Source organism: Burkholderia sp. BCC0405 (assembly GCF_902833075.1).
In the GTDB taxonomy this organism is placed as follows: Bacteria; Pseudomonadota; Gammaproteobacteria; order Burkholderiales; family Burkholderiaceae; genus Burkholderia.
The window spans coordinates 126,667-140,295 of sequence record NZ_CADFEO010000008.1; the positions used below are offsets into that span (position 1 = coordinate 126,667).

Annotated in this window: 10 protein-coding genes and 1 pseudogene; 2 read left to right on the forward strand and 9 right to left on the reverse strand. The window is 65.6% G+C overall.

Features of this window, described 5'->3' with window-relative positions; genetic code table 11:
* Positions 1 to 53 precede the first annotated feature (53 nt).
* The 9 genes from truB to HWX36_RS15595 all read right to left on the reverse strand — a co-directional run bounded on the left by truB (position 54) and on the right by HWX36_RS15595 (position 12,216).
* Positions 54 to 986, reverse strand: coding sequence for a tRNA pseudouridine(55) synthase TruB (gene truB / locus HWX36_RS15555; protein ID WP_175952952.1), 933 nt, complete (start codon positions 984 to 986; stop codon positions 54 to 56).
* 13 nt (positions 987 to 999) lie between these two features.
* On the reverse strand, positions 1,000 to 1,398 hold the full coding sequence (gene rbfA / locus HWX36_RS15560) for a 30S ribosome-binding factor RbfA (protein WP_060372654.1): 399 nt from the start codon (positions 1,396 to 1,398) through the stop codon (positions 1,000 to 1,002).
* A gap of 114 nt (positions 1,399 to 1,512) precedes the next feature.
* A complete protein-coding gene (gene infB / locus HWX36_RS15565; protein WP_175952953.1) occupies positions 1,513 to 4,431 on the reverse strand; it encodes a translation initiation factor IF-2 in 2,919 nt (972 codons plus the stop codon).
* A gap of 91 nt (positions 4,432 to 4,522) precedes the next feature.
* On the reverse strand, positions 4,523 to 5,998 hold the full coding sequence (gene nusA, locus HWX36_RS15570) for a transcription termination factor NusA (protein ID WP_006476166.1): 1,476 nt from the start codon (positions 5,996 to 5,998) through the stop codon (positions 4,523 to 4,525).
* Positions 5,998 to 6,456 (reverse strand): ribosome maturation factor RimP, encoded by a 459-nt coding sequence (gene rimP, locus HWX36_RS15575; protein ID WP_014897219.1) that lies wholly within the window; start codon positions 6,454 to 6,456, stop codon positions 5,998 to 6,000. Before rimP ends, nusA begins: the two co-directional genes overlap by 1 nt.
* A 451-nt stretch (positions 6,457 to 6,907) precedes the next feature.
* A complete protein-coding gene (gene rluB, locus HWX36_RS15580; RefSeq protein ID WP_175952954.1) occupies positions 6,908 to 8,671 on the reverse strand; it encodes a 23S rRNA pseudouridine(2605) synthase RluB in 1,764 nt (587 codons plus the stop codon).
* A gap of 60 nt (positions 8,672 to 8,731) precedes the next feature.
* On the reverse strand, positions 8,732 to 9,763 hold the full coding sequence (gene scpB, locus HWX36_RS15585) for an SMC-Scp complex subunit ScpB (RefSeq protein WP_175952955.1): 1,032 nt from the start codon (positions 9,761 to 9,763) through the stop codon (positions 8,732 to 8,734).
* 272 nt (positions 9,764 to 10,035) lie between these two features.
* Positions 10,036 to 11,238, reverse strand: a complete 1,203-nt coding sequence (locus HWX36_RS15590) for a pyridoxal phosphate-dependent aminotransferase (RefSeq protein ID WP_175953101.1) — start codon at positions 11,236 to 11,238, stop codon at positions 10,036 to 10,038.
* Between the two features lie 75 nt (positions 11,239 to 11,313).
* Positions 11,314 to 12,216, reverse strand: a complete 903-nt coding sequence (locus HWX36_RS15595) for a LysR family transcriptional regulator (protein WP_046545490.1) — start codon at positions 12,214 to 12,216, stop codon at positions 11,314 to 11,316.
* 431 nt (positions 12,217 to 12,647) lie between these two features.
* On the opposite strand from HWX36_RS15595, the pseudogene HWX36_RS15600 reads away from it, so the two are divergent.
* Together HWX36_RS15600 and HWX36_RS37170 are read left to right on the forward strand one after the other, a co-directional pair.
* Positions 12,648 to 13,034 (forward strand): annotated as a pseudogene (locus HWX36_RS15600) (transposase); the annotation flags it as partial.
* A gap of 210 nt (positions 13,035 to 13,244) precedes the next feature.
* Positions 13,245 to 13,496 (forward strand): hypothetical protein, encoded by a 252-nt coding sequence (locus HWX36_RS37170; RefSeq protein ID WP_244136432.1) that lies wholly within the window; start codon positions 13,245 to 13,247, stop codon positions 13,494 to 13,496.
* Positions 13,497 to 13,629: the final 133 nt, after the last annotated feature.

Consider the following 13,629-nt stretch of genomic DNA (forward strand, 5'->3'; position numbering starts at 1 on the left):
CCGACATCGACCGGGCTTTTTCATTTCGACGGGAGCGCGTCCGCTCGGCTGCCTCAGGCCGCCGTGACGACGAGCCGCTCCGGCGCCAGTACGCCGCTCGCCTTGCGAGCCACACCGAGCAGCCGAGTCGCGTCGTACACACGTACACGCTCACCTTCGGCCGCATCGATCGGGTCGAGCGCCGACAGCGGCAAACGCTGGCCGTGCAGGAATCGCTTCGCGCTGGTTTCATCGAGACGAACCAGCGGAAACGTCGACAACAACGCGTCGACCGGCTGGAGCCACGCATCGCGCGACGCGTCATCGGCATCGGACAGCGCATCGAGCGTCACCGCATGCTCGAGCGTCAGCGCACCGACGCCCGTGCGACGCAGCATCGTCAGATGCGCACCGCAACCGAGCGCCTCGCCGATATCCTCCGCCAGCGTGCGCACGTACGTGCCCTTGCTGCAGGTCACACGAAACGTCGCGTCAGGCAAGTCGCACGCGAGCAACTCGAGTGCGAGGATCGTCACGTTGCGGCCCTCGCGCTCGACGGTTTGCCCCGCGCGCGCATATTCGTACAGCGGCTTGCCGTCGCGCTTGAGCGCCGAATACATCGGCGGCACCTGCACGATCTCGCCGGTGAAGCGCACGAGCGCGGCTTCCACCGCCGCGCGATCGCATTCGACGGGCCGCGTGTCGATCACCTCGCCTTCCGCGTCGCCAGTGGCCGTACGCTGGCCGAGGCGCATCGTCGCTTCGTAGGTCTTGTCCGCTTCGAGCAGATCCTGCGAGAACTTCGTCGCCTCGCCGAAGCACAGCGGCAGCAAGCCCGAAGCCAGCGGATCGAGCGTGCCGGTGTGCCCGGCTTTCTTCGCGAGCAGCAGGCGCTTCGCGCGAATCAGCGCGTCGTTGCTCGACAGGCCGACCGGCTTGTCGAGCAGGAGGACGCCGTCCAGCACGCGCCGGGGCACGCGCGGACGTTGGGATGCTGCAGTCGTCATAGGCCGGTCGAGCTCAGTCGTCCTTGGTGGCCGTGTCGGCCTCGTCGTCGTCCTTCGCGCGCGTCGAGTTCGCTTCCTTGATCAGGCGCGACATTTCCACGGCCTTCTCGATCGTCTGGTCGTAGTGGAAATGCAGCGTCGGCACCGTATGAATGTGCAGGCGCTTGAACAGCAGGTTGTGCAAGTGACCCGACGCGTGGTTCAGCGCTTCCTGCGTCTTGGCCGGATCGCCGGTCAACGCGGTGAAGTAGACCTTCGCGTGTGCGTAATCCGGCGTAAGCTCCACGCTCTGGATGGTCACGATGCCGATGCGCGGGTCTTTGACCTCGCGCATGATGAGTTCGGACAGATCGCGCTGAATCTGGTCGGCGATCTGAACGTTGCGATTGGGGGAAGTCCGTTTCCTGGACATGATCGATCCGTATCCTTTATCAGGATGAAGCGGTGGCCCATTGTCGGGCACGCCACCATGAAAATGGGCGGGACAGGCCCAAGCCTGCCCCGCCCATGAGCCGATGCGCGACGATTACAGCGTACGCGCGACTTCGGTCACTTCGAAGACTTCGAACTGGTCGCCTTCGATGACGTCGTTGAAATTCTTCACCGACATACCGCACTCGAAGCCTTGCTTCACTTCCTTCACGTCGTCCTTGAAGCGCTTCAGCGATTCGAGTTCGCCCGTGAAGATCACGACGTTGTTGCGCAGCACGCGAACCGACGACGAGCGCTTGACGATACCGTCCGTGACCATACAGCCAGCGACCGTACCGACCTTCGGCACCTTGAACACCTGGCGCACCTCGACCATGCCGGTGATGACTTCGCGCTTCTCCGGCGCCAGCATGCCCGACATTGCCGCCTTCACTTCATCCACTGCGTCGTAGATGATGTTGTAGTAGCGGATGTCGATGCCGTTCGACTCGGCCAACTTGCGCGCCTGTGCATCTGCACGCGTGTTGAAGCCGATGATGACAGCCTTCGATGCCGTTGCGAGGTTGACGTCGTTTTCGCTGATGCCACCCACCGCGCTGTGCACGATCTGCACGCGCACTTCGTCGGTCGACAGCTTGAGCAGCGACTGTACGAGCGCTTCCTGCGAGCCCTGCACGTCCGCCTTGATGATGAGCGGCAGGTTCTGCACTTCGCCTTCGCCCATCTGCTCGAGCATGCTTTCCAGCTTCGCGGCCTGCTGCTTCGCAAGCTTGACGTCGCGGAACTTGCCCTGACGGAACAGTGCGATTTCACGCGCCTTGCGCTCGTCCGGCAGCACGATCACTTCCTCGCCCGCACCCGGCACTTCCGACAGACCCTGGATTTCGACCGGGATCGACGGGCCGGCTTCCTTCGTCGGCTTGCCGTTCTCGTCGAGCATCGCACGCACGCGGCCGTAGGCCGTACCCGCCAGCACGATGTCGCCGCGGTTCAGCGTACCGGACTGAACGAGGATCGTCGCGACCGGGCCCTTGCCCTTGTCGAGCTTCGCTTCGATCACGATGCCCTTGGCCGGCGCCTCGACCGGTGCCTTCAGTTCCAGCACTTCGGCTTGCAGCAGCACGTTCTCGAGCAGATCGTCGATGCCTGCGCCCGTCTTTGCCGACACCGGCACGAACGGCGAATCGCCACCGTATTCTTCCGGCACGACGCCTTCCGCGACCAGCTCCTGCTTGACGCGATCGGGGTTCGCTTCCGGCTTGTCGATCTTGTTGATCGCGACGACGATCGGCACGCCACCCGCCTTCGCGTGGGCGATTGCCTCCTTCGTCTGCGGCATCACGCCGTCGTCAGCTGCGACCACCAGCACCACGATGTCGGTCGCCTTCGCGCCGCGTGCACGCATTGCCGTAAACGCTTCGTGACCCGGCGTATCGAGGAACGTGATGACGCCACGCGGCGTTTCGACGTGGTAAGCGCCGATGTGCTGCGTAATGCCGCCCGCTTCGCCCGCGGCAACCTTCGCGCGACGAATGTGGTCGAGCAGCGAGGTCTTGCCGTGGTCGACGTGGCCCATCACCGTGACGACCGGCGGACGCGGCAACTGCTCTGCGTCAGTACCGGTTTCGCCTTCGACGAGCAGCGCTTCCGGATCGTCCAGCTTCGCGGCAACCGCGCGGTGGCCCAGTTCCTCGACGACGATCATCGCCGTTTCCTGGTCCAGCACCTGGTTGATCGTGACCATCTGGCCCATCTTCATCATCACCTTGATGACTTCGGAGGCCTTGATCGACATCTTGTGCGCGAGATCGGCAACCGAAACGGTTTCCGGCACATGCACTTCACGGACGATCGGCTCGGTCGGCGCCTGGAACGACGATGCGCTGTCCTGGTGACGGCCGCGACCCTTCGGGCCGCCGCGCCAGCCGCGGTCGACGCCGCCGCTCGAATCGCCGCGCGTCTTGATGCCGCGACGCTTCGACGCGTCGTCCTGCCAGCCGCCCTTGCCTGCGCCCGGCTTCTTGTTGCGGTCGCCCGCGCCTGCCGGCGCCTGCGTCGTTGCCGGTGCTGCACCGGCCGGCTTCTTCACGGCCGGACGCGCCTGCGCTCCTTCCGGCTTTGCCGGCTTGTGCAGCGTGCCCTTCGCCTCGGCCGGCTTCGGCGGCTCGACCGGCTTCGGCGGCTCGACTGCCTTGACCACGGCCTTGCGCGGCGTGTTCATCATTTCGCGAATCGCGCGCGCTTCGGCTTCCGCCGCCGCACGGCGCTTGCTGATCTCTTCCTGCTCGGCGCGCGCCTTGTCCGCCGCCTCGCGGGCAGCGTCTTCAGCCTTCTTCGCCGCTTCGCGCTGCGCCGCACGTTCGGCGGCTGCGCGTGCTTCGTCCTGCGCGGACTGCGTAGGCGCCGCTTCCTGCTCGGCTGCAGCGACCTGCTGCGCGACCGCCTGCTGCTGTGCCGCCGCAGCTTCGGCCGCGGCACGCTTCGCCGCCGCCTCTTCCTCGGCGCGACGGCGCTCGGCTTCGGCCGCCTCCTCGCGGGCGCGGCGTTCCGCTTCCTCGCGCTCGAGGCGTTCCTGACGCTCGCGGAGTTCCTGCGCCTGCTTCTCGAGCAGCTCGGCCTCGCGGCGCGCCTCTTCCTCGCGACGCTTCAGTTCTGCATCGTCGTCCGCTTCGGCGACCTGCGCCTGACCCTGTTCCGCACCCTCGCTCACGTCGTCGCGCTTGACAAACGTACGCTTCTTGCGGACCTCGACCTGAATGGTGCGAGCCTTGCCCGTCGCGTCAGATTGCTTGATCTCCGACGTATGCTTGCGGGTCAGCGTGATCTTGCGCTTGTCGCCGTCGGTTGCGCCGTGCGACTTGCGCAAATGATCGAGCAGACGCGCCTTGTCCGTTTCGGACAGCGCATCGTCTTCACTCGCTTTCTGGACGCCCGCTGCCTGCAGCTGTTCGAGCAGCACACCAGCAGGCATTTTCAGTTCCGCGGCAAATTGGGCTACGTTGTTACTCGCCATTCATTCCTCTTAGTGCAAGGACCGATTCCTTGCGGTTAGCATCGGGTCAGGCCATACGGCCGCCATCAAATCAGTGCGCCATGGTCATTTCTCACTGGAACCAGTGTTCACGTGCTTTCATGATCAACGCCTTAGCGGCATCCTCTTCCATTCCAGTCATGTCGACCAGTTCATCTACAGCCAGCTCGGCGAGATCGTCGCGCGTCTGCACGCCGTGTTCGGCCAGCTTCGCGAGCAGCTCCGGCGTAATGCCGTCGAGGCTCTTGAGATCCAGCGCTGCGTTCTCGACCTTTTCTTCGTTCGCGATGGCCATCGTCAACAGCGCGTCGCGTGCGCGGTTGCGCAGTTCGTGCACGGTGTCCTCGTCGAACGCCTCGATTTCGAGCATTTCGTTGAGCGGCACGTACGCGATTTCTTCCAGGCTCGTGAAGCCTTCGTCGATCAGGATGTCGGCAACTTCTTCGTCGACGTCGAGACGCGCCATGAACAGCGCACGCAGCCGGTCGCGCTCTTCACCCTGCTTCAGGGCGGATTCGTCCGGCGTCATGATGTTGATCTGCCAGCCGGTCAGTTCGCCTGCAAGGCGAACGTTCTGACCGCTGCGGCCAATCGCGACAGCCAGCTCGTTCTCGTCGACGACGACGTCCATCGAGTGCTTTTCTTCATCGACGACAATCGACTGGACAGCTGCCGGCGCGAGCGCGCCGATCACGAACTGGGCGGGATCCTCCGACCATAGCACGATGTCGATGTTTTCGCCACCGAGCTCGTTGCGCACGGCCTGCACGCGGGAACCGCGGATGCCGACGCAGGTGCCGATCGGATCGATCCGCTTGTCGTATGCGATGACGCCGATCTTCGCGCGCACGCCCGGGTCGCGGGCAGCCGCCTTGATCTCGAGCAGACCCTGCTCGATTTCCGGCACTTCCATCTCGAACAGCTTCATCAGGAACTCGGGCGCCGTACGCGACAGCTCGATCTGCGGGCCGCGCGCGGTGCGGTCGACCTTCGCGATGTACGCGCGCACGCGGTCGCCCACGCGCAGGTTTTCCTTCGGGATCAGCTGATCGCGGCGCAGCAGCGCCTCGACACGGCCCGATTCGACGATGAAGTTGCCCTTGTCGAGGCGCTTCACCGTACCCGTCATGATCTTTTCACCACGCTCGAGGTAGTCGTTCAGGATCTGCTCGCGCTCGGCGTCGCGCACCTTCTGCAGGATCACCTGCTTCGCGGCCTGCGCGCCGATGCGACCGAACTCGATCGACGGAACGGGTTCCTCGACATACTCGCCGACTTCGACGTCGGGCTTCTGCTCACGTGCCTCGAACAGCAGGATCTCGCGATCCGGCTCCTGCAAGCCTGCCTCGTCGGGCACGACGAGCCAGCGACGGAAGGTTTCGTGCTCGCCGCTTTCGCGATCGATATGGACGCGGATTTCGGCGCCTTCGTCGAACAGCTTCTTGGAAGCGGACGCGAGCGCAGCCTCGAGGGCGCCCAGCACCACATCCTTGTCGACGTTTTTCTCGCGCGCCAGCGCATCCACCAGCATCAACACTTCGCGACTCATTATTTGCGGCTCCTAAAGTCAACTTGCGGAATCAGGCGGGCTTTGTCGATATCGGCCAGCGTGAAATCCAGCATGGCCGCCTCGCCCTTCTTCCTCTCAAATTCCAAACCGATCGTTTCGCCATTCGGCGCGTGCAGAATGCCCCGGTACGTCTTGCGCCCGTCCAGCGGCTTTTTCAAGGTCACGGAAACTTCGCTGCCGGCGAAGCGCTCGAAGTCGGCCAGCTTCTTCAACGGGCGGTCGAGCCCCGGGGACGAGACTTCGAGCCGTTCGTAATCGATGTTTTCGACCGTCAAGACGTGCTGGAGCTGACGCGTGACCTTTTCGCAATCTTCAAGCGAGATGCCGGCAGGCTGATCAATATAGATGCAAAGCATGCCGCGCCCGGTGCGCTCGAGATCCACCAGCTCGTAGCCGAGCCCGGTGACCGTGGTTTCTATCAGTTCCGTCAGTTGCACTGTGTCCTCTCAGGTGTTCGCGCCCGCCGCTCGCGATTCACCCGCGGGCGCGCGCCTTAGCCGGCGCAGGAAGCGCTACCCGAGATGCCTAACCGTTTCAGCAAAAAAAAATGGGCGGAACGCCCATCTTCTTACTGGTGGTCGCACCTGAGCCGCACATTGAATCCGTACGCCCAGCGACTCCGCGATTATAGCGATTTTTGGCGCAAACGCCAAGCCAGCCGGTAAAAGCAGCGTGTCGGCTGCCTTTACGGGCCCAAAAAGCGAAATCGGGCTGCTCGATCAACCGGGGCCATCGCGGCATGCCGGTAATCGATCATGCCGGCGGCCATCCAGCGCCGCGCGATATATATACAGTCGAAAGTAATCAACGCAATGCCCCACGCCGACAAGACCGGCCGGATGCCGATCAGGCCGGCACGCCGACGGCCTTGCAGCGCATGCCGAATGCTCAGCGGCTGCGCGTGCGGCTGCGCTGCGGACGCTGACCGCCGCGCGGGCCGCCACCGTTGCCGGCGCCCTCGGCACGATTGGCGTTCGGGTTGCGATTACCGCCCTTGCTGCCGCCGCGCTTCGGGCCCGCGCCGTCGCGCTTGGGGCCTGCACCATACGACGCGCGGTTGCCGTCGACATCGCCACGACCACCGCCAGCGCGATTGCCATCGCGTCCGCCCCCGCCTGCACGGTTGCCATCTCGACCGCCGCCGGTGCGATTGCCGTAGCCCGACGGCGCGACCGGCAGGCTGCCGTAGCCGCTCAGACCCGGCAGGCCCGGCCCGCCACGGCGACCACCGCCACGACGCGGCTGATCCAGCTGCCCGTGCGTCGTCAGGACCGGCTCACGGCTGATGAAGCCCATCGACGTCTGCATCGGATCGGGCTGGCGTCGCTCGGGCTGGCCGGCAGCGCCGCGCTTGCCCTTCTCTTCGGACGGCGCCTTCAGGCCGACGGTCGCCATCAGCTTGCGCACCTGCGTGTCGTCGAGCTCTTCCCAGCGACCGCGCTTCAGGCCGCGCGGCAGCGGAATCGGGCCGTGACGCGTACGGATCAGGCGGCTCACCATCAGGCCGACCGCCTCGAACATCCGGCGCACTTCGCGGTTGCGGCCTTCGGCCAACGCAACGTGATACCAGTGGTTCGTGCCTTCGCCACCGCCGTCGCGGATGCGCAGGAAGTTCGCCGGGCCGTCATCGAGCTCGACGCCGTGCAGCAGCTTTTGCCGCATGCCTTCGGCCAGTTCGCCGACGACGCGCACCGCGTACTCGCGCTCGACGCTGTAACGCGGGTGCATGAAGCGGTTTGCGAGATCGCCCGAAGTCGTCAGCATCAGCAGACCTTCGGTATTGAAGTCGAGGCGGCCCACCGCGAGCCATTTCGCCGTCTTCATCGGCGGCAGGCGGTCGAACACCGACGGACGGCCTTCCGGATCCGCATGGCTGACGATCTCGCCCGTCGGCTTGTGGTACAGCAGCACGCGCGGCGGCTTGTTCGGCAGCTTGCGCTTGACCGGCTTGCCGTTGATCCGCACCTGGTCGGTTGGCATGATGCGCTGGCCGATGTGCGCCGGCTCACCGTTCACCGACACACGGCCGGCGACGATCAGTTCTTCCATTTCGCGGCGCGAGCCCATGCCCGCCTCCGCCAGCACCTTGTGAAGCTTCGGCGCGTCGTCGTCAGGCGACAGCACGCGCTTGTTCGCCGGCTGGTTGCGGCCGCGACGCAGCATCGGCGCGCGCACGCCGCTACCGCCCGCGGAGTTGTCAGCGTCGAATGCCGGCGACGTTACGTAGGCGAACAGTTCGTCCTGGGACGCATCGCCGCCTTCCACCTTCGCCGCACCGCTTTCAGCCTTCGATGCGCCACCGCGACGGCCCTGACCGCCCTGGGACTTGGCCGCAGCACCTTCGCGCTTGGCGGCCGGCTTGCGAGCGCCCTTGGCCGCACCTTCCTTACGCGGTGCACGCGCCGGCTGCTGCGCTTCGGCGGCTTCGGCCGGCTGCGCGTCAGCGCCTTCTCCGCCTTCCGGCTCGCCTTCGGCGCCCTTCGACTTGGCCGCCGCGCGACGCCGCGCGATCAGGCTGCGCGGGCCTCGCCGCAGACCGCGGCGAGGACGCTCGTCGCCACCCTCGGCCGAAGCGCCCTGCTCCGGTGCATCGTCGGCACGCGCCGCCTGCACGGCAGGCGCGGACGATTCAATATCGTGGATATCTGTCAAAACAACCTCAAAATGTCAGGTCTCGCGCCCGGCGCGGGCGCGGCAAGAAGTTGGCCGCGATCAGGCGCGACGCTGTTCGGGTTCTGCTTCGTCGTCCGGCAGCGCGTCGGCACCGATGGGTGCACTGGCGCTTCGTACGGCATCGGCGAGACTGTCGGACGTGTCGTCCAGCATCTCGTCGTCCGCAGGACGGGAACGGGGGGCGTCGGCCTGGCCAGCCTCGCCGGGCATGCCGCCGGCCGCTTCCGCTCCGTCTCCGGCAACCGCTTCGGCAGCCGGCTTGCGATCTTCCTCGTTCCAATCCGCGCGCAGCGGCTCGGGCTGCACACCGGCTGGCACTGCTTCGGCGCCAGCCTGTTCAATTTGTTCCGCTTGTCCGCGATCAGTATCGAGCGTATCGCGGCGCGCGATTTCATGCATCGACGCGACGTCCGCCGCGGGGTCATCCGGCAATCCTGCCGATTGACCGGCGATTGCCTCGTCCGTTTGCGGCGCGTCGCCCGCTGCGTCGCCTGCGACCGCCATACCCTCGTCGAAATCCATCGCCTGCTGCGCAAGCAGCGCGGCCTCGATGTTCGCGGCCGGCTCTTCGAGCGCAGGCAGGTCATCGAGCGCCTTCAGGCCGAGGTCGTCGAGGAACTGCTTGGTCGTCGCATACAGCGCCGGACGCCCCGGCACGTCACGATGACCGATCACTTCGATCCAGCCGCGATCCTCGAGTTGCTTGACCACCTGCGTATTGACCGTCACGCCGCGAATCTCTTCGATGTCGCCGCGCGTGACGGGCTGCCGGTACGCGATGATCGCGAGCGTTTCGAGCACCGCACGCGAATACTTCGGCGGCTTCTCGGGATGCAGGCGATCCAGATAGTGACGCATCGCCGGCTTGCTCTGGAAGCGCCATCCGGTTGCGAGCGCCACCAGTTCGACGCCGCGGCCGGACCAATCCTGTTTCAGATCTTCGAGCAACGTGCGGACCGTGTCAGCCGACACGCCGTCGGCAAAGAGCTTGCGCAAATCGCCGAGTTTCAGCGGTTCCTGCGCGCAGATCAAAGCAGTCTCGAGGACGATCTTCGCCTCTTGGGTATTCATGCAGCTAGGCCAGACCCTGTGGTCAAACGAACCGGATCAACAAACAGACGAAAGGAACGGAAGACGCGCTCGCCCGATTCTGATCGGTCATATTGATGGGAGCACGAACCGGGGGCGGCGAACCAACTTCAGGCCAGGCCCAAACCGGACGGAACAGCACGGCTCAACGACGGAACCGCGTGACTGAGCGCCATATTACGCAAAATTGTCCGGTGCGTAAAGATGAGCCGAACGCGCCGCCGCCAGCGCGCCACGTGCGCTCCGGCCCCGCTTCAACGGACAGCTGCGCCGAGTGCGAGGAACCGGCGCAACCGCTCGACTCCCGCGTCGAGTCGTGCCGGATCGCATGCGTAGCACCAGCGCACGAACCCTTCCCCCTCGGGGCCGAACGCCCGCCCTGGCGCAAGACCGAGCCCCGCCTCGCGCACCAGCCTCTTGCAGAACGCAAGACTGTCTGACGCGCCCGGGAGGCGCAGAAACAGGTACATCGCGCCCGACGGAGGCGGCACCTCGACACCCGGCAGGGTATGCAGCGCGGCAACCAGGTGATCGCGCGCATCGCGCAGCGCCGCGACGAACGACCGTACGAACGGCTCGCCATCGCGCAGTGCGACTTCACCCGCTGCCTGCACGAAGCCCGGCGCACATGACGTGTTGTATTCGACGAGCTTCGCCAGGTCAGCCATCACCGCCGCGGGCGCGATGAGCCACCCCAGGCGCCAGCCCGTCATCGCCCACGCTTTCGAAAACGAATTCACGACTACGACCCGCTCGTCGCGCGACGCGATGTCGAGGAACGATGGCGCGCCGAATGCGTCGAAAGCGAGCCGCTCGTACACCTCGTCGGCAACCAGCCAGATGCCGTGGCGGCGACAATGGGCGAGCACGGCTTGCTGGTCGTCGCGCGACATCGTCCAGCCGGTCGGATTATTCGGCGAGTTGATCAGCAGCATCCGCGTCTCGGGCGTCAGCGCCGCGAGCAGCCGCCCGACATCGAGCCGCCAGCCCGCAGCGTCATAGTCGAGCGGGACGCATTCCATCCGAGCCCCCAGGATCTTCGGGATCTCGACGAGATTCGGCCACAGCGGCGTGACCGCGACGACGCGTTCGCCCGCACCGACGAGCATCTGCGCGGCCAGCATCAGCGCGCTCACGCCCGAACTCGTCACGGCCACGGTGTCGGCCGTCGTCACACCGTGACGAGCGCTGACGTAGGTCGCGATCGCGTCGCGCAGCGGCGCGGTGCCGAGGTTGTGCGTGTAGAAGGTCGCGCCGTCGCGCAGCGCCGCCGCTGCGGCGTCGCGGATGAAGTCGGGCGTCACGCGATCGGATTCGCCGAACCAGAACGGCAGCATGTCCGGCACGCCAAAGCCGGCATTTGCCACCTCCCGGATCAGCGACGGACGCAACGCGTGCACTGCGTCGCGCGCCGCAGGCGCGCCAGCCACCGGAAGAGACTCTGCGAAATGCGCCATCGACAACCACCTTCGAGGAACACGATTCGCGCAGTGTACCGGCCCGCAAGCCGGACTGGTGCGCATCGGTGCGGGTCAGTCGAGATCCTCCGCCCTCGCCGGCATCTGCCGCACGAGTTCCCAGATGGCCTGTGCAGCGGGCGACAACGACCGGTCGCGGCGGCGCACGAGTTCGACCGTGCGCTCGGTGCGTGGCGTGAGCGGCCGCGCGACAAGCGTCGAGCCGGCCGGGAGCGGCAGCGACAGCCACGGCTGCACGCTCACGCCGACGCCGGCCTCGACAAGTCCGAACACGGTCGCCGAATGCCCAAGCTCTTGCATGACCGTCGCGTTGACGCGATGGGCAGCCAGCGCGGCATCGATCAGCGGCCGGCTTCCCGACGCATGATCGAGGAGCACGAGGCGCTCGCCGTCCAGCGCCGTCCAGGGCACCTCGGCACGCGCCGCGAGCGGATGGTCGGCGCGTGCGACCAGGCAGAACGAATCGGTCATCAGCGATTCGCAGACCAGATCGGCCACCGTGAGCGGCCCGATCACGACACCGAAATCGACCTCGCTCGACTTCACCTTGCGCAACACGTCGCTCTGCACATCGTCGCGCAAACCAAGCGTCACGAACGGAAACTGGCGCTCGCACGACGCAACCACGCGCGGCATCAGCCGGCATGCGATCGTCGGGCTTGCTGCGACGATCACGCGCCCGCGGCGCTGCTCGCCGATCTCGCGAATCTCTCGCAGCGTGTCGTCGAGATCGTCGAGCAGACGCGACACGCTCGCGATCAGGTTCGCGCCGACATCGGTCAGTTGCACGTCGCGCGTCGTGCGGTCGATCAGCTTTAATCCGAGCTCGGCCTCGAGCTCGCGCACGCAGCGGCTGACCGCGGACTGCGTGAGCCCGATCTCGTCACCCGCGCGACTGAAGCTCTTGAGCCGCGCGACCTCGATGAAGACGCGAAGCTGGCGCAGCGTGACGTTCATTTCCCGACCTCATCAATCGTCGATATCGATGCGCGATTTTAATGCGTGAATCCGGCGTCGAGGGGCGAATCAGGCACCTGCCCCACATGTTTCGCTGCGGTGCAATACATCCGCGAACGCACGTGACGCGGGCGAACTGCACAAGATTGGTGATTGTCCCGATTTGCTGGTGGGTTATTTTGGCGTCTTATACGCCCCTAGCTGACTTAGCCGTTAGCTCGCTGCCAAGCGGCTCTCGAGGGAATTACCTCCGACATGGCACGCTTCGTGCATTACCTGACGCACAGGGCGCAGGTTTCGTCGGACGGAAGAGCAGAAACGCCGCTGCCGGCCAACCGGACGCCCCCACCCGGCACTCGACGATCGAGTGCTTGAAGAGTGCGCGGCGCAGGGCAGCGCACCGGAGTTAGCTTCGCTGAGGTGAGGACATGATGCTGTTCGACGATTTGAGAGATAACGAGTGGGCGCTGGTCGAGGGTCTGTTTTGCTCGGAACCCGCACGGAGTGAGCGGCGCGGCCGCCCCCGCGTGGAAGCCCGCTCGGTGGTGAACGCCGTGCTGTGGGTGCTGTCGACCGGAGAAGGCTGGTCGAAGCTGCCGGGCCGCTATCCGTCGCCGCCGACTTGCCGCCGTCGCTTCGATGAATGGCAGGCCGACGGCACACTCGCCGAAATCGTGAAGCGACTCGGCACGAGCGGCCGGCAGATCTCCCTGCGCGGGCGCATCGGCGCAAGCGCTGCGAAGCCGCCTGCACCGCCGAGCCGCGACCGGCTGCGCGGCGCCTTCTGGACCAACCCGGAATCCTGGCGCGCCCCCGTCAAGATGGCGTAACGAATGCTCGATCGGGCGGCCTCGGCCGCCCGGTTTCTTTCTGCGACGCGACTTGTTCGCGACGCCTGCGTTGCCGTCGATTACCTTTGTCGTGCCGCGATACATCTATTTACCAATATTTACAGCAAGCCTGCACTCCCACGCTTACCTTAGCGACATATCAACAGGCCGCGCCGACGGCTTGAAGGGAGCCCCGCCATGAAACCAATGTCACTGCTCGTCGCATTCGGCATTGTCATTTCCGTGGCGTTGTCCGCCCCAGCCCATGCCGACGATCGCGCGAAGCCGCCCCATCGCCAGCAGGATCACCGGAACACCCTCCGCCAGCCACCGCCCGCCAACCCGCCCAACCGGCAGACCGTGCCGCGTGGCGACCTGCGCGGCGACATCGCCAGCAATGCGCGAGCGCGCATCGGCTCGCAGCCGTCCGATGTGCCGCGTCATCCGTAGTCCTGCCAATTTCGGGATTTCGCCAAAGAAAATACCTGCGGTCGGGAACTGCGTAGCACACAACGAGTCACATTGTTGCCATGAGCACAGCGTGGCAACAGCAAAAGTATCCGGTACGCCCGTATCCTCGCGA